Raw genomic sequence first — 22,782 nt, 5'->3', positions numbered from 1 at the left:
CCCTGCTTTTCGCCTTGCTCCAGTGCGGGCCAAGGAGACAAACCAAGTGCACGAGCCCGCTGAGGAAGCCCCAACGAACCATCCAATATGCCTGCCATGCCGGAAGCAATTTGAATTCAAGCAATACAAGGGGGGAAAATGGTGCCGCTTAGGTGACTCGAACACCTGACCCCATCATTACGAATGATGTGCTCTACCAACTGAGCTAAAGCGGCCCTCGAAATGGGCTATAGCCCAACCGACGATGGCGCTCAATAACGGGACTGCCGGCAAATATCAAGTCGCTTTCTTGTGGAAGTCACCTCCTTTTTTTAACGGCAAGCTGTTGGCGAAGCGGAAAAAGGGGACGTCGTGAGACAAAACACGATCCCTCGTTGATCGCGGCGCCGCTTGGTTGTAACGATCTGGTTAGCAGAAGCGCCGGAGGTAGAGTTTTGGACGTAATCGAGAAAGCGATTCGAAACGCGCTCGAAAAGGGTGACGCGAAAGATCGCGCCTACCGGGAAAACGTCTATCGCTCTGCCTTTTCGGCCTTGGAGAAGGCACTCAAGGCTAATCCCAGCACAACTGTGGAAAGCGCCATCAAGCGTCGCAAGACCCTCCAGGCCACGATAACCGAGATCGAGCGGCAATTCATCGTTCCACCGCCGGCACCAGATGAACCGGAATTTGAGCAGGATGACAGGGTGCTGGACGCGGCGCCCGATCGTGATCTGCGTCTCGCTCCGGAACAGGTAAAGCCCTCGCGCGGCAGTGCTAAAGCACCCAAGGCACGGCGTGAGAAGAAGAGAGGGGGGAGCACTCTCGCAACTCTCTTTACGACGGTCATACTTGTCATCATTGCCGCGTTTGGTCTTTGGTGGGGCGTCTCGACCGGAATGATCGGTAGCATGACTTCCGGCACTCTCTCCAGCAGTTCCAGGCAAAACGTTGGTCCGAGAACAATATCGGAGGAACGAGCGCTGGCGGGCTGGACAGAGATATTCGATGGCAGCGATGCCGAAGCTCTAGCTGCGACATCCAGCGGCCTGGGTCAGGCGATGCAGGACGAAAGTGGAGATTTTCTGCGCGTCACCCCCACCGCCACAAGCAGCACGATCAGCTTTCCCGTCACGCAGGCTGTTCTGCAGGAAGTGGGTGGCGGGCGCGCCATGTTCAACATCGTCGCGCGCTCCAGCGACGGCACACCGACGCAGATCGCCGTCGAATGCGATTTCGGCGATATGGGCAACTGCGGCCGAACGCGCTACGAGGTTCCTGCCTTGCGCGGAGAGAACCTTTTCGAGGTTGATCTCAGTCAAGGCACCGCGAGCAGGGGCGAGATTCGGATCGATGCCAATGTTCAGGATGATGGCAAAGCCATCGACATCTACGAAATTCGAGCCATGCGCGAAGAGGAATAGAGGCTTACCCTCTCCGCGCGGTTTCAACTTCCTCCAGAAGCGCCATCAATGTCTCGAGCGTATCTGCCTCGGCGGGTGGTTTGTCCCAGCGGAGTCTGGATATACGCGGGAAACGCATCGCGATCCCCGATTTATGGCGCGTGGAACGAGCCAAACCTTCAAAAGCAACCTCGATGACGAGCCCTTCCTGGGGGGTAGCTTTGACGGCGCGAACCGGACCGAAACGGTCCACCGTGTGATCGCGGACATATTTGTCGATCAGTCGCAACTCTTCGTCGGTGAAGCCGAAATAGGCTTTCCCTACGGGGACCAGCCCCCCTGCTACCGGCTCGCCATCCCATACGCCGAAGGTGTAATCCGAGTAGAAGCTTGAGCGCTTGCCATGCCCGCGCTGTGCATAAAGCAGCACGGCATCTACAGTGAAGGGATCGCGCTTCCACTTGAACCAAGGGCCTTTCGGTCGCCCGGCGATATATTCGGTCGAACGGTCCTTGAGCATCAGGCCTTCGATAATGGCATGCGGTGGATTGCTGCGCGCCCTCTCCATCTCCTCCCAGGAGGAAAATTGCATGACTTCCGACTGGTCGAAACGCGTGGGGTTGAGCTTCTCGATCAGCCGATCGAGGCGCGATCTGCGTAGTTCCAGCGGGAGACGACGCAAGTCCTCGCCATCGCACTGCAGAAGATCGTAAGCGCGTACAAAGACAGGAAAATCCGTCTGAACCTTTGCCGACACCGTCTTTCGATTCAGCCGTTGCTGCAAATCCGAAAACGAACCGACATGGTGGGGCGGACGACCTACCAGCAATTCGCCGTCGATTGCCGCATCGAAATCCATCGCCGCGACAAGATCGGGAAAGGCTCCTGATATATCGTCGCCGGTGCGTGAATAGAGCCTCGCGATGCCTCCTTCACACACGGCTTGCACGCGTATGCCGTCCCATTTCCACTCAATGTCATAATCGGCGAGGGAAACGGACCTGCGATCGGCCTCTTCCAAAGCATGCGACAGCATGACGGGACGAAATGGAGCCTTCGTTGCGTTTTCCGGTTTTTCACCCTCTCCTGTCAGCCATTGGAAAAGCTCGACGTAGGGCACCTTGAGGCCGTGCCACAGCTCTTCGATCTCGATGATACCCTTGTCGCCGAACCCGGCCAGCGCCTGCTTGGCAAGACGCGCTGACACGCCGATACGCATCCCGCCGGTGACCAGCTTCAGAAGTGCGAAACGCGCTTCTGCCGGCATATGATCGAGCAGATCAACGATAACGCGCGCGGCATCCGAGCGACTGGTGGACTGCAAACGCTGGACCGTCTCGTGCAAGCTGGGTATGTCCTGCCCGCCCTCGCCCGGCCAGATGAGCGAAATCGTCTCGGCCAGGTCACCAACATAGTCGTAGGAATAGCGAAAAAGGATCGGGTCAAGCCGCTCTTCCGCAAGGCTGCGCAATAATGCGGGCTTGATGCCGGGAATATCCAGGTCGCCCACAATAGCCGCCAGCGCATAGCCCCGGTCCGGATCAGGCGCGTCAGCGAAATAATCCTGCATCAGCTTCAACTTACCATTACGCGATGGCGTGAAGACGAGACGGTCGAGCAATTCGGCGAAATCACGCATCATTCCGCCTCGTCTTCATAACCGACAAGATGCAGGGGACGAGCTTTCAGGCCATTCAATTCAGACCAGCGTAGCAGGGCTTCTTCCCGGCCATGCGTTACCCATAGCTCTGAAGCGCCTGTTTCCCGGATCGTCTGCGTCAGCTCATCCCAATCGCAGTGGTCGGAGATAATTAGCGGCAGCTCGACACCGCGCTGACGTACGCGCTGACGCACCCGCATCCAGCCGGACGCAAAGGCGGTGACAGGGTCGGGAAAGCGTCGCGCCCAGCGATCGGCGAAAGCCGATGGCGGGCCGACGACGATCTTGCCCGCGAAATCGGATTTGGACGCGCTATCCTGGGTCGCCGGTAGAAGTTGACCGAGATCCAGGCCGCGTTCGCGATAATAATCACAAAGCCTGATCAGGGCACCGTGGATAAAGATCGGTTCGTCATAACCCAGCTTGCGTATCAGAGCGATAACGCGCTGTGCCTTGCCGAGCGCATATGCTCCGATGAGATGAGTGCGCTCCGGAAATTGAGCGACGGAATCGAGAAGCTTTCGCATCTCGTCGCGGGCAGGCGGATGACGAAAAACCGGCAATGCGAAGGTGGCTTCAGAAATGAACACGTCACAAGGAACCGTTTCGAAGGCAAGGCAGGTCGGGTCCTCGGAACGCTTGTAATCGCCGGAAGCAACGATGCGCGTGCCACCGTGTTCAACAGCGATCTGTGCTGAACCCAGCACGTGACCGGCCGGATGAAACGAGATCCTTACCTCGTTGATTGCGAGCGTTTCGCCAAGCCTTGCTTCCTGTGTCTGGCTGGCGAAATCCTCACCATAGCGCAGCCTCATAATATCGAGCGTTTCGCGCGTAGCCATGACGTGCGCATGGCCTGAACGGGCGTGGTCTGAATGGCCATGGGTGATGAGTGCGCGTTTGACTGGCCGTACCGGATCGATAAAGAAATCGCCGGGGGGGCAATACAGGCCTTCGGGACGCGGTTGCAAAAGCGAAGAAGCACGCATCTTTGCAAGATAGGGCGTCACCTCTGGATAAAAAAGCATATTGCCAACGCATTTTGCATAGAGCATAGCCGCGTGCGCGCTTTTTTTTGCGCCAGGAGCCATCCCCTTTCATGAAACCCGTCAATCTTTCTTCCGGCAATCTTCACGCCGAGCGCCGTGCCGACTATGCAGAACTAATGCTGCGCGAGGGCGACGCGCAGGCCGCTGCCGAAATCATGCGCGACGCGCTCGAGATCGCGCCCACCTGGGTCGGCGGCTGGTTCCGACTTGGCGAGATCTACGAGAAGCTCGAAAAGATCGAGGAGGCCAGTGCGGCCTGGCGCGAGGCACTGAAGCTCGATCCGCAGGATCACGCTGGTGCGCGCCTCAAGCTCGAACTGATTGGCGCACGTCCGATTGCCGACACGCCCCCAACCGCCTTTGTGGAAACGCTGTTTGATCAATACGCAGCCAGGTTTGATACGGCGCTTGTCGGCAAGCTGGGTTATCAGGTGCCCGAGCTGATTGCCCAGGCGATTGCCGATATTGCTCCCGCCACGATCTTCCAGCACGTGCTTGACCTTGGCTGCGGCACCGGACTGATGGCTGAACATCTGCACAAGCGCTGCGGAAGCATCGACGGCTTCGATCTTTCGCTCGCCATGCTGAAAAAGGCGAAGGTCAAGGGGCTCTACAGCAAGCTGGTGAAAGCAGATCTGAACAGTATCGACCTTGAAGGACACAGTGCAGACCTCGTCACGGCTGCCGACGTCTTCGTCTATGTCGGTTCGCTTGATCACGTTTTCGCGCAAGTGGCGGTGGCACTGGCGCCCGACGCCTTCTTTGCCTTTTCGGTCGAGCATCATCAGGGCGAAGAGGATTTCGATCTTCGCCCGTCACGCCGCTATGCTCATAGCCCGGCCTATATAAAGCGTCTCCTTGCCGAGAATGGCATGAAGCCGCTGCGCATCGATGCGGATCGTCTGCGTTATGATCGCAATGAACCGGTCGCAGGTCTGATCGTCGTCGCGACGAAAAGCGACAAGAATGGCTTGGCTTAAAGCCTGTTCATGCTTAGTTCTAGGGTGTGGAGAAGATCGACATCCTTCGAGAACAGCAGTCTGATGCACTGCCTGAGCGGTTCCTGCGCTGGTTTGCCGGCCGCGGCTGGCAGCCACGCGCGCACCAACTAGACCTGCTATCTCGCACGCAGGCAGAGCGTTCAGTCTTGCTGATCGCTCCGACCGGCGCCGGTAAGACGCTCGCCGGTTTCCTGCCAAGCCTGACTGCTCTTTCTGTTCGCAAGAAACGCAAGCCCGGAGAAGCGCATCGGGGCGTGCATACGATCTATATCTCGCCGCTCAAGGCACTTGCGGTCGATATCGAACGTAATCTTGCGACGCCAGTGGACGAGATGGGTCTCGATATTTCCATCGAAACGCGGACTGGCGATACGCCCTCACACAAGCGACAGCGTCAACGGAATGCGCCTCCTGATATCTTGCTCACGACGCCAGAACAGCTTGCGCTCCTGATTGCCTCGCCGGAGGCGGACCGGTTTTTCGCGGGGCTCAAGCACGTCGTCCTCGATGAATTGCATTCGCTGGTCACCTCGAAACGTGGACATCTGCTTTCGCTTGGTCTTGCACGATTGCGTCGCTTCTCGCCCGACATGCTTTGTATCGGACTTTCAGCAACCGTTGCCCAGCCGGATGATCTGCGCCGCTGGCTGGTGGCGCAGCATCCAGAACCAGGTTTCATGGCTGATCTTATTCAGGTCGCAGGCGGTGCCGCGCCCGATATCACTATTCTGGAATCGGAGGAGCGCGTGCCGTGGGCCGGACATTCCTCGCGCTACGCGATCGCCGATATTTATGCAGCGATCAAGCAGCACAAGACCGCTATCGTCTTCGTGAACACGCGCAGTCAGGCAGAAGTACTTTTTCGAGAACTGTGGAGCGCCAACGAAGATAACCTCCCGATCGCGTTGCATCACGGCTCCCTCGATGTGGGCCAGCGCCGGCGTGTCGAGCAGGCCATGCAGCGCAACGAATTGCGCGCCATCATCGCCACCTCGACGCTTGATCTCGGTATAGACTGGGGCGATGTCGATCTTGTGTTGCATGTCGGCGCGCCGAAAGGCGCAAGCCGTCTCGCACAAAGGATCGGGCGCGCCAACCACCGAATGGACGAGCCCAGCCGGGCTATTCTGGTTCCGGCAAATCGTTTCGAGGTGCTGGAATGCCGCGCCGCTCTGGAAGCCAATTATCTCGGCGCGCAGGATACACCGCCACTGATCGAGGGCGCTCTGGATGTGCTTGCCCAGCATGTGTGGGGAACGGCGTGTGCGGGGCCGTTCGACCCCGTTGCGCTGCATGATGAAATCCGTAGGGCCGAGCCCTATGCGCGGCTGCCATGGGAGACCTTCGAACGCGTCGTCGATTTCGTCGCGACGGGCGGATACGCTTTGCGCAGTTATGAGCGCTACGCGCGCATCAAGCCTATGAAAGATGGGCTTTGGCGTCTTACTCATCCTCGTTTCGCCCAGCAATATCGCCTCAACGTCGGCACCATCATCGAAGCGCCAATGCTCAATGTGCGTATGGTGCGCTCGGGCCGCAGCGCAGGCGGCATGTCGCTTGGCAAGATCGAGGAAGACTTTCTGGAAACTCTGACACCCGGAGATACCTTCCTTTTCGCAGGCAGGATCATACGCTTTGAAGGCATCCGCGAGAGCGAATGCTACGTCTCGAATGCACCGGGTTCCGATCCGAGAATCCCCTATTACGGGGGTTCGAAATTTCCGCTCTCGACCTATCTCGCTGGGGAAGTGCGCGCCATGCTGGCAGATCCGTACCGCTGGAAGGCCCTGCCCAATCAGGTGCGTGAATGGCTTTCGCTCCAACAGGAAAAATCGCGTCTTCCACGTCAGGACGAACTGATGATCGAGACGTTCCAACGCGGTACGCGTCATTTCATGGTCGCATATGCCTTTGAAGGCCGGCTCGCACACCAGACGCTCGGCATGCTTCTGACGCGTCGTCTGGACCGGGCGGGAGCCAAGCCCCTCGGCTTCGTCGCAAGCGACTATGCGCTTTGCATCTGGGCCTTGAGCGATCTCGGTGCTGCCTTCGCCAATGGCGAGATTGATCTCGCCGACCTGTTCGATGAGGACATGCTGGGCGATGACCTTGATGCCTGGCTGGCCGAGAGCTGGCTTCTGAAGCGCACTTTCCGAGCCTGCGCCCTGATTTCAGGACTGATCGAGAAGCGCCAGCCCGGCAAGGAAAAAACGGGACGTCAAGTTACAGTTTCGACCGATCTCGTTTATGATGTTTTGCGCCGCCATGAACCTGACCATATTCTGCTGCAAGCAACCCGCGCCGACGCTGCGACCGGACTGCTCGACGTGCGCCGTCTCGGCGAAATGCTCAAGCGCATCAAAGGACATCTGGTGCATGAGCGGCTGGAGCATATTTCTCCGCTTGCGCTGCCCGTCCTGCTGGAGATTGGGCGCGAACGTGTGAAGGGCGCGGCGGAAGATGCACTGCTCGCAGCAACGGAAGAAGAACTGATCGAAGAAGTCATGCAATCATGATGCTCAAACCCGAAATCGTTCTACCGGCTGGTGCACGCCTGGTCCTCCTGCGCGACGAGCGCGTCATCTGTCTGGCTCAGGGCGCGCTCTACCTGCCGGAGAGCAAAACCCTGATCGTTTCGGATCTGCATCTGGAGAAAGGTTCCTCGCTGGCGCGGCGTGGTTGGTTTCTCCCGCCTTATGATAGCCGCACGACGCTCGCATTACTTGCGGCCATCGTCGCGCAGATCGATCCCAAGCGAATTGTCAGCCTGGGCGACAGCTTTCATGACAGCCACGGCGCAATCCGGCTTGACAATGAATGCGTCGCGCTCCTTGCTGGGATGCAGCGCGGTCGCGACTTCATCTGGATCAGCGGCAATCATGATCCGGTACACGCGCGGTCCCTGGGCGGCGATCTCGTTGAAAATATCCAGATTGGCGATCTGGTTCTGCGCCACGAGCCGGGCGCGCTCGGTTCGAAAAGTGAAATCAGCGGTCACCTCCATCCCTGCGCGCGCATCGTCCGGAACGGGCGCGCTGTGCGACGACGTTGCTTCGCGACGGATGGCACGCGCATGATCCTGCCCGCCTTCGGTACACTTGCCGGCTCGCTCAACGTGCTCGATGCCGCCTATGCCGGATTGTTCGCGACCAACCGCTTTCAGGCATTGATGATGGGCGAGAGCGCGATCTTTGCGATCGCGCATCGCATGCTGGTCGATGACCGCCCGGGCTTGAGATAGATATTCTGGCGTCCTTCGGCGCGAAATCACAAATCTTATGTCTTTCGCTGGAAGACCATACTACCGATCCAGCCGATGAAGACAGCCAGAAGCACCGCAAATATGCCATAGAACATGCCATATTCGCGCGAAATGGTGAATACCTGCTGTTCGAAGCCAGCCTTGCGGATGGACAGGATGGCCGAGCTTTCCTTCATGAACTCGCCATTGCGAAAGAGAAACGCGCGGGCGCGGTGCGTGCCGACCGGAACGTTAGGCGCCAGCCGCAGTGTAGCGCGAAAGAGCGTTCTCGACAAAAACTCGACGCCGCCGGCGATTTCCGTATAGGAGCCATTCGCCCGTTTCGCGTCCCTCAGCGCCTGTGTGAAGAGTGCGAGATTGGCAACCGACGCACCCTCTTCATCAGGGCGTAGATAGATATACTGACTGCCGAGCGACAATTGCCGATAGCGATCTCCGCCGGTGATATCCTGTAATGGTCGGGTCGAAGCGAGAGAGTACGAAATGGGCACGCCCAGATAATCCTGGCTCCTCGTGTTGATCCACATGCCGACCACGCGCTCCTTCTCACGCACGCGCACTGCGCGCGTCGGCCCTTCCAGCACGACAATGACATCGTAGCGACCTCGCGTCGCAATGGTCGGATCGAGATTTTCGAGAGCGCCGAAGATTGTTAGATTGGCCCCCGAAAAATCGGAGGTGATGAGAACATGATCGGTGGAAAGGCCGATCTGAATGTTTTCCGGAGGCCGTGAGGGCTCAGCCGCGTCTTCCTGAGCCGCCGCGGTGACCAGCGTCAGAAGCGTCACTATCCAGGCCGCGATCCAACGCATCACAGCGCTCCGGGATAGGTAATGGAGAAGACCGCTTCCGGGCGTACGAAGAGATCGAAGCCCAGACGCATCGCGACAGCGAGAACAAGCAGTGCCAACAGCGCCCGCAACTGTTCGCCTCGCAGCTTCTGTCCCGCACGCGCACCATATTGCGCACCCACCACTCCACCGACCATAAGAAGCAAGGCCAGAATGATATCCACCGTGTGATTGGCCGACGCATGGACGATCGTCGTGAAGGCCGCAACGAAGATAATCTGAAAGAGCGAAGTCCCGACGACGACATTAGTCGGGACTTTGAGAATGTAGATGAGCGCCGGAACCATAATGAAACCGCCGCCCACGCCCATGATAGCAGCCAGCAGGCCGATGCCGGCGCCAATACCCAGAACCGGAATGATGCTGACAAAAAGCTTTGACGTGCGAAAGCGCACCTTCCAGGGAAGGCGATGAATCCAGCTGTGCTGGCCGGACTTCTTCAGGGTCGGGCTTGCACCATCGCGCGACTTGCGCAGGGCGTTGATGCTTTCAATCAGCATCAAACCGCCAACAATGCCGAGGAAGCCCACATAAAGCAGTGAAATTATGAGATCGAGTTGTCCGACCTGCCTTAGAAGATTAAAGACCCAGGCCCCGAGAGCCGATCCGGCGAGCCCTCCCAGTAGCAGGAAAAGTCCTAGTTTAAGGTCGAGCGTGCCGCGTTTAAGATGTGCCAAGGCGCCCGAAAAGGACGACGCTATAACTTGGTTGGCCCCGGTCGCAACGGCAATCGCCGGCGGGATGTTATAGAAGATTAAAAGCGGTGTGATGAGGAACCCGCCACCAACGCCAAACAGACCCGACAGAAAGCCGACGGCAGCCCCCATGGCCAGCAGCGCGAAGATATTCACAGACATTTCGGCGATGGGGAGATAGATGCTCACCCTGGGCACTCATGGGTTCTTTGTGGTGGCTCGAACAGGCGGTACTGCCTAAATTTCATGCGCCCCCCAAGGGCTTAAGTCAAACCTTGGTAAGTCATTATGGCGAAATAATTTCCGATCGCCGTCAACAGGGTTAATGTCTGTGCGATTTTCATCACATGCCTGTCCCTGTTCGCCTCGAACCAAGGCGATCAGCTGTTCTTGGCAAGGAGCGCCTGAAGAACGTCGGGAGTGATATCCCCCGTCGAGGTCAGGCCATTATCCTTCTGGAAGGCCGAAATCGCCTTCCTTGTCCGCTCTCCGATCATCCCGTCCGGCGTTCCCGTATCATAACCGTTCTTAATCAGGATCTTCTGGACGTTCATGATCGCCTTCTTCATGTCCACAGGCGCATCGGCCGAGGCCGTGGGGGCATTTTCTTCCCGCCACGCATCTGGCGGCGAAAATTCATTGGCCATCTTATCCAGCGTCTTCTGCTTCCAGAGCTGTGTGCGTGCCTTGGCACGGTCAAGTTCCTCGGGACGCATCGACTTGGCAATCTCGTCGCGCTTGCGAGCAGCGTCCTTGTCGCCGGTACGAGCGACGACATCGAACCACTGGTACGACTCCTCCAGACTCTGTTCCATGCCGACGCCCTTCGCCGCGAGCACGCCCATGTTGAACTGGCTGTCCTTTATCCCACGATCGGCTGCTTCACGGAACCAGCGAACGGCCGCACGATTATCGGTCTTGCCATCGGTTCCCATGGCATACAGCACAGCGAGATTATGCATAGCGCTGGCATTACCCTTGATCGCCGCCTTCTCATACCATTGGCGCGCAAGGTCGAGATCGCGTTCCGTACCGATGCCTTTTTCGTAGGCGTTACCTAGTCGGTATTGCGCCAGCGCGAAGTCGGCTTCAGCCGATTTCGTAAACCACTGAAGCGCCTGGGCATCATCCTGCGGATTGCCGCGTCCCTCGGCATAGCGCGCACCGATCTCGTAAAGCGCTGAGGCATCTCCGGCTTCTGCCGCTTCCCGTAAAGCAAGCGGACCGGCATCCTGGGCAATATTCATGCCCTCGGTGGATGCCACGGTCATCATGTCGAGCTCAGCTTCCTGCGGAGCAGACGCGGTAGCCGGCGCAATGGTTTGGGCCGGCGGCGTATAGGTCGGCATCGGCTGAGTATTGGCTGCGATTTCCCGCTCGGGCGTCTTGGTCCCGTCTGCGGGCTCCGACAAGACCGTCTCCCGGGCTGCGGCAGGTTCAGCGTCATCGACCGGCATGGTGAACGCGACTTTGGCGCCGCCGCGATCAGTCAGTAGCAAGGCCGAAGTCAGTTGCACCCCTGCAAGCGCGACCAGAATACCGGTCGCCGCCAGAAGCATGGTCTTTTTCCGGCCTCGGAACAGGCGTCCGAGAAGACCGCTCTCGCTCTTTTCCGTGCCGCGGCGCAGAACGTCCGTGTCAGAGGCCGCGGCCTGCGCGGCACGACGCGCTGCTGCAATGAAATCGGCCTTCGCAACGTCGGGCGAGCCGACATGAGCGTCGCGTGCATTGTCTTCCCGCACGCGGCGCATGATAGCGTTGAGATTCGGCGTGCCGGATCCTGGTTCCAACGGCTCGTGTACGGAAACCGGTTCTACTCCAATTTGAGTGGAGGGCGGCTCGACGTCAAATTCAGGCAAGGGTTCACTCTGCTTCAGGACCTTGCGCATACGCGTTTCAATCGGCTCTTCCTCAAATTGAGCGCGAGGCGCAAACGCGCGCTCGGTGCCCGAGAGCCTATCGGCAATCTGGAGAAGCGTAGAGTGGATAGCGTCGAACGACCTGGCGTTTCGGGCGTCGGTTTCGCGTGCAACGGCCTCAAGCGAGCGCAGCCCGTCGGCGAGATCGGAAACCCTCGCCCCATCCTGAACGGAAGATATCCCGCCGCGAATGACACCTTCTGCGGCCAGCCGCGCGGCTTCGACAGCCAGATCACCGGCGGTTTCCTGAAAACGCTCAAGCGCTGTAAGACGTGGCAGGACGCCGTCTTCCGCCTCCAGCGCCTGAGAAAGCGAGGTAATCTGCTGGTGCAGACTTTCCAGCAGGGCCGTGTCCGCCATTGCTGCCTGTGCATTGTCCTGCTCATCGAGGCGAATGAGAACGTCGCGAAGCCGTGCCTCGATCGTTTCGAACATTTCTGCACTATCGACGGGCGCAAAGCGGTCAAGGCGCTCTGCAAGAGCGTTCAGCCGGTCATCGAGAACCTGCGGCAGATCGTAGGAAGCTCCACGTGTCTCAAGCTGTTCTGTCAGCGCGTCAAAACGATCGTGTACATTGCTGGCAAATGCGCTCATCATTTCGTCGGAACGAAGCCGTTCACGCTCGACGCTGGCCGCTAGGCCATCGATCCGCTCTGCGATACCTTCGACAACGTGTGACGCGAATTCAGGAGATGTCGCGCCCTGATCAAGCTTTTGGCCGATACGTTCCAGTTGCTGCGACAATGCCGTCACAGCTTCCTGCGGCCAGGCTGCCTTCTGCGCCAGGTGATCAACGCGGTCGAGAAGCTCATTGATGCGGGCAAAAATGTCGACGCTACCGTCAGATGAAATTTCTCCGAGTTGCTTCGACAGATCGGCCATCTGGGCTTCGATACGCTCGATCGGGCGCGCATCGAAATTAGCGACGCGTCCTGAGGCAGCTATCGCCCTGGAAATTTCGTCCAGGCGTTCATCGAGGAGAGAAATCGTCGATGGCGCGGCCAGATCCTGATGACGCGCAAAATGATCAACTGCGGTCGCCAGTGTACGAAGCTTTTCTTCCATGCCGGCCAGATTGATATTTTGCGGAATGCGGCCGATGGCATCAGCAATTTCCTCCATGCGCGCATAGAGGCGCTCGATCGGAGCCTCGTCAGTTTTCTGAATGGAGATGCTCTCTTCCAGAGCGCTCCAGCGTTTACCGAGTTCGGCGAGGGTGTCCTGACGTGCGACATTGCCGAGTTCACGTGAGACCGCTTCCACCTCACGCTGCAGACTGTCAACCGCCTGGCTCGTATCCTTGCTTGCAAGCGCCTCCACTGCTGCTGCAATCCGGACGAAGTCACTCTTAAGAGCACGTCCGGCATTGTCTGCAATCGAAGGTCCAAGGCGAGTGATCTCCTTGCGCAGTTCTCCCATCTTGGCAGAGAAGTCACCTGAAAGACGCTCAGCCCAATCGTGGTCGTGAGATCCCGTGGCCTTGCTGGATAGTGACGACGGGCTTGTACTGGCGCGCAGCAGCCCGGCACGGGGCATCGCAGATCCACCCCGCGCATGCTGATCCAGGCGCTGCTCCAGTTCGGCCAATGAGCGGCTCAAATCGTCAAGTGCGGCATCCGGTCGCCGTGAGCGACCCTGATTGAGCTGATCGAGATACGAACGCTTGGTGTTCATCGGGACATCCATTCGCCTGGAAACTCTGCCGAAGCCGCCCGGCATTGCCGGACGAAATTCGCATCGCATTCCGCTCTCAACGCGCATCAAGAACGAAACACTCTGCCGCTACACTTTGCTCATTATGGTAAATAAGCAGTTAAATAGCTGCCACTACCGGGAAAATTGCGTTTTGGGAGCAGCTTTTATGTTCACCAGCGTCAGCTCATGGTAGTGACGCTGCGGCCCGCAATTTCGCGGTCCGGCGGCGCTTTATGCTGCCGTCAAGATTTCGATTGTTTTTTAGAGTTAATTTGATGATTGCTTCCGAAACCATTGTGCCCGAAAGCGCGGCTTCATGCCCCGACCCAGAAGCGACAATCCGCATCGGCGAATTGTCGAAGCAGTTCAACGTTACGCTGCGTGCGCTTCGTTTTTATGAGACAAAAGGACTCCTTTCGCCGCAGCGCGATGGCGCGACCCGGCTCTATACGTCGAAAGACGCCAGCAAGCTCGCCCTTATCCTGATGGGCAGGCGCATCGGTTTTTCGCTTCGCGAAGTCAAGCAGATACTGGAGATGTATGACCCGAACGGCACCAATGGCCGTCAATTCCAGTTTGCCCTGAGGAAGTCCGAGCGTCAGATGATAAAACTCGTGCAGCAGCAGGAAGAATTGACAGCATCAATCAAGGAGCTGGAGGAACTGACGACCACCCTGCGCATGCGCCTTTCGGCAATTCAGCGGCCAATGGCAGCCTGAACAATTTCCGATCTGGTCCTATCTACCTTACCGTGCTGGATAGGATCAGGCGGAATCACGCTTTGCCAGCGTGCGCAGGCTCCTGCTTGATTCCATGAAGAGTTTCTCTTCGGGCGTCGGCTCCCGCCGCACCGCGTCGAGGCCGATCGCTTCCATCAGTTCCTCGACCTTGAGGAAACGCTTGTTGCGATGGTCATAGGCTCCCGCCGTCGTCATCACCATCGCGGCAACGCGACCATCCGGATGCACGAAGCGATGGCGACCAATCACCTGCGTATCATCCCATGTCTCGACACTCGAATAAAGATCGAACGGCTTCCAGAGTTTGATCTCCCGAACGAACACCGTCTGCTGTCCGCCGAGCATCGGCGCCCAGTTGCGCTGGCGGGCCGCTTTCAGGAAGCCCATGCGCAGAAAGAGGTCGATGCGGCCGAGATCGGCCAGCATGAGATAGCGCGCATTATTGAGATGACGGTTGAGATCGATATCGGTCGGCAGACAGCGGAAGCTGAGCCTGCTTTCCTCACCTATTCTGTAAGCCCCCCTACTCTGCGCAGTCAGGACCATACGGGCAATGCGCCCCCAGACATACATGCGGACATCCCGTCGTTTGAGAGGCTCCCGCCGATGGGCCGGGAGCCGGATGCTGATCAGGCAGCCTTGGTCTTGAGGCTGCCATAAGGGTCGAAGCGCTCATAGAACGTTTCACCGCTCTTCGCCATATCGAGAAGCAGCTGCGGTGTCTTGAACTGGGGCCCGTGCCTGGTCTCGAGTTCGGCAGCCAGTTCCACGAAGGCTTTTGCACCCATCCCGTCAATATAGGACAAAGCCCCGCCGGTGTAGGGCGCAAAGCCGAATGCCAGGATAGATCCCACATCCGCCTCGCGCGGATCAGTGACGATATTCTCTTCCATGACCCGCGCCGCCTCCAACGCAATCGTGACGAGGAAGCGCTGCTTCAATTCCGTCACGTCCACGCCGTCGGGATCCTTTTGCGGATAGAGATCCTTGAGACCGGCCCACAGATGCTTTTTAGCCGGCTTTTCGGGATAATCATAAAACCCCTTGCCGTTCTTGCGGCCGAAGCGGCCATGCTTGTCCACCATTGTGTCGATAAGCTGCATCTGGCGCGGATCAACGGCGCTTTCGCCAAGATCGCGCACCGTCTGGCGCATGATCTTCTGCGCCAGATCAATGGCGGTTTCATCCGTCAAGGCCAGTGGCCCGACCGGCATTCCGGCCATTTTCGCAGCATTTTCGATCATCGCTGCGGGCACGCCCTCGATCAGCATGTTGAAAGCTTCGGCCATGTAGAGAAGCACGCAGCGATTGACATAGAAGCCGCGCGTATCATTGACCAGGATCGGTGTCTTCTTGATCGCCTGCACATAATCCATCGCCATTGCGATCGCCTCGTTACCGGTCTCCTCGCCTCTGATCACCTCAACCAGAAGCATTTTATCGACCGGGGAGAAGAAGTGAATACCCACAAAGTTCCCCGCGCGCGACGCGTTCTTGGCCAGCGAGGTAATCGGGATAGTCGAGGTGTTCGACGCAAAGATCGCATCGGCGCGCATGAAGCTTTCGGCCTTGCGAGTGGTTTCCTTCTTGATATTGGAATCCTCGAAAACCGCTTCGATTACTAGATCACAATCAGCCAGTCCTTCGTAGGCGTCGGTTGGCTGGATCAGCGAAAGCAGTTTTTCCTTTTCCTCCGCCGTGGAACGTCCCTTCTTGATCCGGCCGTCCATCAATGTAGCGGAATGCGCCTTGCCCTTATCGGCGGCTGCCTGATCGCGGTCGATCAGCAGGACAGGAATGCCAGCCTTGGCTGTTACGAAAGCGATGCCTGCACCCATGAAGCCGGCGCCGATAATGCCGACCTTCCTGATTTCCTTCTTCGGCACGTCGGGCCGGCGCGCTCCCTTGTTAAGTTCCTGCAGTGAAACGAACAGCGAGCGGATCATCATCTGCGCCTCAGTGCCGCGCAAAAGCTGCGTGAAATAGCGCTGCTCAATGCGCAACGCCGTGTCAAACGGCACAAGCAGGCCCTCATAGACGCATTTCAGAATAGAGGTCGCCGCCGGATAATTGCCTTGTGTTTCGCGACGCAGAATCGCGGCTGCCGGCGGCCAGAGGTTCGCACCTGCGGCCGAATAGACTGGGCCGGAAGGCAGTTTGAAGCCCTTTTCGTCCCAGGGCTGAACTGGCTTCAAGCCGTTCCTGATCATCGCCTTGGCGGTGTTTAGGAGGTCTTCTGCCGGAACGACCTCATGGACCAGGCCCATGCTCTTGGCTTTCTTCGGTGCCAGCGCCTGACCGGTGGTCAGCATCTGCAAGGCTTCCTGCGCACCAGTCAGACGCGGGACGCGCTGCGTGCCGCCGGCGCCCGGCAGGAGCCCCACCTTGACTTCCGGCAGAGCCATCTTGAAATCTGCATCGGCCGCTACGCGACCGTGGCAGGCAAGCGAGACCTCGAAGGCTCCACCCATGCAGGTGCCATTGATTGCCGACACCCAAGGTTTGCCGCAGGTTTCCAGCTTACGGAACAATCCGGTCATCTGTCCGACATTATCGAAAAGCGACTGCGTGGCCTTCGTTTCGTCCTTGAGCCGCTCGGCCTTATAGTGCCCCACCAGTTTTTGCATCATGGTAAGATCGGCGCCGCCCGAGAAGGTTGACTTGCCGGAGGCAAGGACTGCTCCCTTGATCCCCTCTTCGGAAGCCACGCGATCAACGATCTTGTCGAGTTCGCGCAAGACTTCTTCCGTGAACACATTCATCGAACGGTCGGGCATGTCCCAGATGATGAGTGCAATGCCGTCACCATCGACCTCGAAACGGAAATTCTTATATTCCATGATCAGTCTCCTCCCGTTTCTTCAGACGCGCTCGATGATGGTTGCAGTCCCCATGCCGGCACCGATACAAAGCGTTACCAGCGCAGTGTTCAGGTCGCGGCGCTCCAGTTCATCCAGCACTGTGCCCAGAATCATGGCACCGGTCGCACCCAGGGGGTGCCCCATGGCGATTGCGCCGCCATTGACGTTGATGATGTCGTGGTCAATGTCAAAAGCCTGCATGTAGCGCAGAACGACAGACGCGAAGGCCTCGTTCAGTTCGAACAAGTCGATGTCGGATTGCTGCATACCTGCACGGTCGAGAAGTTTCTTGGTTACATCGACGGGGCCGGTCAGCATCAGCGCGGGTTCGGAACCGATATTGGCAAAAGCCCGAATGCGCGCACGCGGCTTGATGCCGAGACCCTTGCCAGCGTTCTCGGAACCGAGCAGCACGGCAGCGGCACCGTCCACGATGCCAGAGGAATTGCCCGGATGGTGGATATAGTTGATCTTTTCCAGTTCTGGGTGGCGATAGATCGCGACGGAAGAGAAGCCTCCCATTTCACCCGGCATTTCAAAGGAGGGATTAAGGCTCGCCAGCGTCTGCATATTCGTATCGGGACGCATATGTTCGTCGCGATCGAGAATGGTAAGGCCGTTGACATCCTTCACCGGCACCACCGACCGGGCGAAATACCCGTTTTCCCAGGCATTGGCCGCCCGCTTTTGACTTTCAACCGCGTAAGCATCGACGTCATCGCGCGAGAAGCCATATTTTGTGGCAATCAGATCGGCTGATACGCCCTGCGGCATGAAATAGCCAGGCAGCGATACTGAGGGATCCATGTACCAGGCCCCCCCCGACATGCCCATGCCGACGCGCGACATGCTTTCAACGCCACCAGCAATAACGATCTCGTCTGCGCCCTGCGCGATCTTGGCGGCTCCCAGATTGACGGCATCCAGGCCCGAGGCACAAAAACGGGAGATCTGCATACCAGGCGCTGCCGTATCATAGCCCGCCTCAAAGGCAGCCGAGCGCGGTATGACCGAACCTGCCTCCCCTACTGGATCGACGCAACCGAAGATGATGTCGTCGACCCTGGAGGTGTTCAGGCCATTGCGGTCGCGTATCTCGGATAGCACACCTGCGGCCAGACGCACCGCCGGCACCTCGTGCAAAGCACCGTCTTTCTTGCCACGTCCGCGCGGTGTGCGCACCGCATCGTAAATATAGGCCTCAGCCATGTCGTTCTCCTCGATCCGTTCAAACAGCGTTGCAGGCCTCCCGCCTCAGAACGCCTCGGCGCTGAGCGCCATTATCGTGTCGGCACCCGTCTGGATACGGGCAAACCGCAGTGCAGTCTCTGGCATGATACGCTCCATGTAGAAGCGTCCGGTGACAAGCTTGTTCTCAAGAAATTCTTTGCTATCCGTACCCGCCGCCAGATTATCCCGCGCCGTTTTGATCATTCGCGCCCACATGTAGCCTAGCACGACCAGACCCATCAGGTGCATGTAATCGGTCGAGGCCGCACCGCCATTGTCGGGGTTCTGCATGGCATTCTGCATCAGCCACAACGACGCGCCCTGCAGATCGTTCAATCCCTTCTTCAGCGCCTTGGTCGTGGCGACCATGCCCTCATCGGCACGGTTTTCCTCGCAAAAGGCTCCGATTTCAGCGAATAGAGCCTGTATCGCGCGTCCGCCGTCCATCGGCAGCTTCCGGCCGATCAGGTCCAGTGCCTGAATGCCGTTCGCGCCCTCGTAGATCATCGCAATACGCGCATCGCGCACGAACTGGCTCATGCCGTGCTCTTCAATATAGCCGTGCCCGCCGAAGACTTGCTGTGCCATGACGGCGTGGTCAAAGCCTTTGTCGGTCAGGACGCCCTTGACGACCGGCGTCATCAGGCCGAGTAAATCGCTTGCCACCTGCCTCTGTTTTTCATCCTGCGAACGATGTGCGATGTCCGATTGCAGTGCGGTCCACAGGAGCAGCGCGCGACCTGCTTCGTTCGTAGCGCGGATAGTCATGAGCGTTCGACGAATGTCCGGATGCACGATGATCGGATCGGCCTTCTTGTCCTTTTCCTTTGCCCCGGTCAAAGACCGTCCCTGCAGGCGCTCTCGGGCATAGTCGGCGGCGGCCTGATAGGCAGCTTCGGCTACAGAAAGGCCCTGTAGCCCGACGCCGAGACGCGCCTCGTTCATCATCGTAAACATCGCCCTGAGGCCCTTGTTCTCACCGCCGATCAAATAACCGGTCGCATCGTCATAATTCATGACGCAGGTGGAATTACCGTGAATGCCCATCTTGTGCTCGATCGAGCCGCAGGTGACGCCGTTCGCTTCTCCGATAGCTCCATCATCTCCCACAAGGAATTTCGGCACGATGAAGAGCGAAATGCCCTTGGTACCTTCCGGCGCGCCCTCAATACGGGCAAGCACCAGATGCACAATGTTTTCAGACATGTCATGCTCGCCGGCCGAGATGAATATCTTCTGGCCGGAAATCCTGTAGGAGCCGTCACCGGCGGGAGCAGCGCGTGTGCGCAGCAGACCCAGATCCGTGCCGCAATGTGGCTCCGTCAGGTTCATGGTGCCGGTCCATGTGCCATCCACCATCTTCGGCAACCACTTGTTCTTCTGCGTTTCATCGCCATGCGTGAGGATCGCGGCGATGGCCCCCTGTGTCAGTCCTGGATACATGACGAGTGCCATGTTAGCCGACGACATATATTCCCCGACTGCTGAATGCAGCAGGTAGGGCAACCCCTGCCCGCCATACTCTGCCGGAACAGAAAGGCCGGTCCAGCCCGCTTCACTATAGGCGCGAAATGCTTCCGCAAAACCTTCCGGTGTCTTTACACTGCCGTCGGCACTACGCACGCAGCCCTGGCTGTCGCCAATCTGGTTAAGCGGCTGGAGAACGTTTTCAGCGAGCCTGGCCCCCTCATTGAGAATCGCTTCCACCATCTCGAGGTCGGCATCGGCAAAGCCTTCGAGGTTGGTGTAGCGCTCGTAGCCAAGCACGTCCTTCAAGACAAAAAGCGTATCATTGACGGGAGCTGTATAACGCGGCATCGTTTCCTCCAAAGGCCATGGGGCGTATGCGCCAGCTTGCCAGCGGAAAGACGCCACTCGTTGAGATTGAAGATATTGACGTTTACGCAAACGTCAATATCTTGCCTTTCGATTCAGGTAATTTTCTCGCATCGACAGGCTTCCGTAGTCGCATTAAACTTTACTTATCGACTATGTGGAAGGGGTGATCCACGTTGGAGCTGAAACCACGCATCATCGCCATTGCCGGCTTGTTTATCCTCTCTGGATCCATCCTTGCGGCTGGCGAACGACTGTCCTACCTGGCAAAAACCGCGACACCTGCTTTTGTGCCTGAGATCATCCCCGACATTCCGGAAGAACAAGAGCCTCAGCCAGTCGAGCCGGCCCCGCTGTCGCTTACGTACCCTCCACAGGAGCCGCAGCGCGCCCAGCCAGCAGCACTGCCGGGCGAGCCGTCCAATGAAGCCCCCGGCAACTGGAAATTGACCCTGCTTTACCAGCCGGTTATCTCAAGCCTCACGGAGATCAGGGCGGATGGGCATCGCATTCTGCTCGATGGCATTGCACCGCTCGATGCCGCCGAACAATGTGGCGAGAGCGGGCGACGCTGGCCCTGCGGGCGTTTTGCAGTGACTGCCTTCCGCCACTTCGTGCGTGGACGCGCCATCCGCTGCGCCGTTCCGCAACAGCCTCTTCCCGAGACGATCACAACGCAGTGCTTTATTGGCAAGCATGATCTGGCCGCCTGGCTCGTTACCAATGGCTGGGCAGACGCTGTCAATGAGGAGACTTATGGCGCAATGGCACAAGCGGCTATCGAAAACCAACGGGGACGCCATGCACCCCCGCCGGGATAGTTCTTTATCCGGTTATCAGGCCGGATATTTGGCCAGAGTGGCATCGATCAGCTTCTGCGTTTCACGTACGCCATAAAGCGCGGCGAAGGATCCGAAGCGCGGACCACGTTCCTGGCCTATCAGCACCTGATAGAGCATCTGGAAGAAAGCCACCGAAACGCCCGGGCCACCTTCCGGGCTCTTCTTTGTATGATCCTGATAGCGCTCGATGCTCCGCGCAACATTGAGGCTTTCATTCTGGATCGTTTCGCTCGAGGAGCCCTCGGGGAGGGCCGCCAGCGCAGCCGACAAGCTTTCCAGCGCCACGCGCTCTTGCGCATCCGGCGCCCGGAAGACCTTGGTTGGCTCCACAAAGTCATGGAAGTAGCGGATAGCAAAGTCGCCAAGACGGTCGAGTTCAGGATGACTCTCGGCATTCACGCCCTTTGCATGGCGCGAGATGAAGCCCCAGAGAACATCCTTGTTCTGGGCATTCGACGCACTGACCAGATTGAGCAGCAGCGCAAAACTGACCGGCAACTCGAGCGATGGCGGATTGCCGTCGTGCAAATGCCAGACCGGATTTCCCAGACGATTTTTCCAGTCCTGCTTGGGATAGGCGGCAAGGAAGCTGTAATACTCGTCCACGGCCTTCGGGATAACGTCAAAATAGAGTTTCTTGGCCTGACGCGGACGCTGGAACATGTAGAGTCCCAAGCTTTCCGTCGGAGCATAGGTCAGCCATTCGTCGATCGTTAAACCGTTACCCTTCGACTTGGAAATCTTTTGCCCCACTTCGTCGAGGAAAAGCTCATAGACGAAATGTTCCGGCGCGCGTCCGCCGAGGATCTCGCAGATCCGGTCATAGATCGATGCGTTCGTCTGGTGATCCTTGCCGAACATTTCGAAATCCACGCCGATGGCGGCCCAGCGCATGCCAAAATCGGGCTTCCACTGCAGCTTCACGTTACCCCCGGTAACGTGAAGCGTCGTTTCCGTGCCGTCCTCATCATCGAAGGTCACGGTTCCAGCTCCCGCATCCACCTTCTTCATCGGCACATAAAGGACGCGGCCCGACTTCGGTGAGATCGGCAAGAACGGGCTGTAGGTCGCCTGACGCTCTTCGCCAAGCGTTGGCAGCATCACCTTCATAATATCATCATACCGTGCGGCGGCGCGCAGCAGCACGTCGTCGAATCGGCCGGTCTTGTAATATTCCGTAGCGCTGGCAAATTCATAATCAAAGCCGAACGTATCGAGAAAGCGGCGCAACATTGCGTTATTATGATCCGCAAATGTCTTGTGTTCGCCACCAAAGGGATTAGGCACCGACGACAATGGCTTGTGCAGATGCTCTTCGAGCGCTGCGCGGTCCGGCACATTCTCCGGAATCTTGCGCATGCCGTCGAGATCGTCGGAAAAGCAGATCAGTTTTGTCGCAACCTTGTCCTCGGTCAACACGCGGAAAGCATTGCGCACCATGGTGGTACGAGCCACTTCGCCGAATGTTCCGATATGCGGAAGACCGGAGGGACCGTAGCCGGTCTCGAAGATGACCACGTCTGGAAAGCCGGTTTTCTTGTAGCGCTCGATGATCTTGCGTGCTTCCGCGAACGGCCAAGCTTTGCTTTCAGCAGCAGCAGCTAGCAGTTCGGGATTGAGATCGATCGGCGGCAAACCTTGTCCTGGCATTTCCTGAGTTATCCTTCGGTCGGGAGATTTCTTGGCATCGCTCCTGTAATTACAGGAACGGAAGCCCGGTTTCTCTAGCCTATCGGACTGAAAAAGGGAAATTTTTGTT

The 22,782-nt window shown here is 58.1% G+C and carries 16 protein-coding genes and 1 tRNA gene; 6 read left to right on the top strand and 11 right to left on the bottom strand.

Translation table 11 applies throughout. The features are described from left to right. Positions 1-139: 139 nt before the first annotated feature. Positions 140-215: transfer RNA gene (locus tag IE151_RS04865), tRNA-Thr, on the bottom strand. 219 nt (positions 216-434) lie between these two features. Here IE151_RS04865 and IE151_RS04860 point away from each other — a divergent pair. Then, complete coding sequence (locus tag IE151_RS04860) at positions 435-1,403, top strand: hypothetical protein (RefSeq protein WP_189488483.1); 969 nt, start codon at positions 435-437, stop codon at positions 1,401-1,403. Positions 1,404-1,407: 4 nt separating this feature from the next. On the opposite strand, the gene IE151_RS04855 is transcribed toward IE151_RS04860, so the two are convergent. Both IE151_RS04855 and IE151_RS04850 read right to left on the bottom strand, forming a co-directional pair. Then, the gene (locus IE151_RS04855; protein WP_189489036.1) at positions 1,408-3,021 is read right to left on the bottom strand and encodes a cisplatin damage response ATP-dependent DNA ligase; all 1,614 of its coding nucleotides are present in this window, start codon (positions 3,019-3,021) and stop codon (positions 1,408-1,410) included. Then, the gene (locus IE151_RS04850) at positions 3,021-4,031 is read right to left on the bottom strand and encodes a ligase-associated DNA damage response exonuclease (RefSeq protein WP_189489034.1); all 1,011 of its coding nucleotides are present in this window, start codon (positions 4,029-4,031) and stop codon (positions 3,021-3,023) included. Before IE151_RS04850 ends, IE151_RS04855 begins: the two co-directional genes overlap by 1 nt. Positions 4,032-4,141: 110 nt before the next feature. Here IE151_RS04850 and IE151_RS04845 point away from each other — a divergent pair, with 110 nt between their 5' ends. The 3 genes from IE151_RS04845 to pdeM are packed head-to-tail and all read left to right on the top strand — an operon-like array spanning position 4,142 to position 8,333. Next, positions 4,142-5,071, top strand: coding sequence for a class I SAM-dependent DNA methyltransferase (locus IE151_RS04845; RefSeq protein ID WP_189488481.1), 930 nt, complete (start codon positions 4,142-4,144; stop codon positions 5,069-5,071). A 26-nt stretch (positions 5,072-5,097) separates the two neighbouring features. Beyond that, positions 5,098-7,608, top strand: coding sequence for a ligase-associated DNA damage response DEXH box helicase (locus tag IE151_RS04840; RefSeq protein ID WP_189488479.1), 2,511 nt, complete (start codon positions 5,098-5,100; stop codon positions 7,606-7,608). After that, entirely contained in the window at positions 7,605-8,333 is a 729-nt protein-coding gene (gene pdeM, locus IE151_RS04835) for a ligase-associated DNA damage response endonuclease PdeM (RefSeq protein ID WP_189488477.1), read from the top strand. Before IE151_RS04840 ends, pdeM begins: the two co-directional genes overlap by 4 nt. A 35-nt stretch (positions 8,334-8,368) precedes the next feature. On the opposite strand, the gene IE151_RS04830 is transcribed toward pdeM, so the two are convergent. The 3 genes from IE151_RS04830 to IE151_RS04820 form a co-directional block, all read right to left on the bottom strand. Next, positions 8,369-9,166 (bottom strand): TIGR02186 family protein, encoded by a 798-nt coding sequence (locus tag IE151_RS04830; RefSeq protein WP_189488475.1) that lies wholly within the window; start codon positions 9,164-9,166, stop codon positions 8,369-8,371. After that, a complete protein-coding gene (locus tag IE151_RS04825; protein WP_189488474.1) occupies positions 9,166-10,089 on the bottom strand; it encodes a sulfite exporter TauE/SafE family protein in 924 nt (307 codons plus the stop codon). The genes IE151_RS04830 and IE151_RS04825 overlap by 1 nt, the downstream gene beginning before the upstream one ends. A 191-nt stretch (positions 10,090-10,280) precedes the next feature. Further along, positions 10,281-13,493 (bottom strand): SEL1-like repeat protein, encoded by a 3,213-nt coding sequence (locus tag IE151_RS04820; RefSeq protein WP_189488473.1) that lies wholly within the window; start codon positions 13,491-13,493, stop codon positions 10,281-10,283. Between the two features lie 296 nt (positions 13,494-13,789). Here IE151_RS04820 and IE151_RS04815 point away from each other — a divergent pair, with 296 nt between their 5' ends. Then, on the top strand, positions 13,790-14,233 hold the full coding sequence (locus IE151_RS04815) for a MerR family transcriptional regulator (protein WP_189488472.1): 444 nt from the start codon (positions 13,790-13,792) through the stop codon (positions 14,231-14,233). A 45-nt stretch (positions 14,234-14,278) separates the two neighbouring features. On the opposite strand, the gene IE151_RS04810 is transcribed toward IE151_RS04815, so the two are convergent. Genes IE151_RS04810 through IE151_RS04795 form a run of 4 tightly spaced genes read right to left on the bottom strand, consistent with a single transcriptional unit; the run spans position 14,279 to position 20,163 of the window. Further along, positions 14,279-14,827, bottom strand: coding sequence for a thioesterase family protein (locus IE151_RS04810; RefSeq protein WP_189488471.1), 549 nt, complete (start codon positions 14,825-14,827; stop codon positions 14,279-14,281). A 56-nt stretch (positions 14,828-14,883) separates the two neighbouring features. Continuing rightward, positions 14,884-17,094 (bottom strand): 3-hydroxyacyl-CoA dehydrogenase NAD-binding domain-containing protein, encoded by a 2,211-nt coding sequence (locus IE151_RS04805; RefSeq protein WP_189488470.1) that lies wholly within the window; start codon positions 17,092-17,094, stop codon positions 14,884-14,886. A gap of 21 nt (positions 17,095-17,115) precedes the next feature. After that, complete coding sequence (locus IE151_RS04800) at positions 17,116-18,324, bottom strand: acetyl-CoA C-acetyltransferase (RefSeq protein WP_189488469.1); 1,209 nt, start codon at positions 18,322-18,324, stop codon at positions 17,116-17,118. Between the two features lie 45 nt (positions 18,325-18,369). Further along, entirely contained in the window at positions 18,370-20,163 is a 1,794-nt protein-coding gene (locus IE151_RS04795) for an acyl-CoA dehydrogenase C-terminal domain-containing protein (protein WP_189488468.1), read from the bottom strand. A gap of 194 nt (positions 20,164-20,357) precedes the next feature. Here IE151_RS04795 and IE151_RS04790 point away from each other — a divergent pair, with 194 nt between their 5' ends. Continuing rightward, a complete protein-coding gene (locus tag IE151_RS04790) occupies positions 20,358-21,002 on the top strand; it encodes a thermonuclease family protein (RefSeq protein ID WP_189488466.1) in 645 nt (214 codons plus the stop codon). Between the two features lie 15 nt (positions 21,003-21,017). On the opposite strand, the gene IE151_RS04785 is transcribed toward IE151_RS04790, so the two are convergent. Then, positions 21,018-22,673 (bottom strand): lysine--tRNA ligase, encoded by a 1,656-nt coding sequence (locus IE151_RS04785; RefSeq protein WP_189488465.1) that lies wholly within the window; start codon positions 22,671-22,673, stop codon positions 21,018-21,020. Positions 22,674-22,782: the final 109 nt, after the last annotated feature.

The sequence above is a fragment of the Limoniibacter endophyticus genome (assembly GCF_014652835.1).
Taxonomy (GTDB): Bacteria; Pseudomonadota; Alphaproteobacteria; order Rhizobiales; family Rhizobiaceae; genus Limoniibacter; species Limoniibacter endophyticus.
The sequence above is the reverse complement of the archived record's forward strand: the minus strand, read 5'-3'. Positions and strand labels throughout refer to the sequence as shown.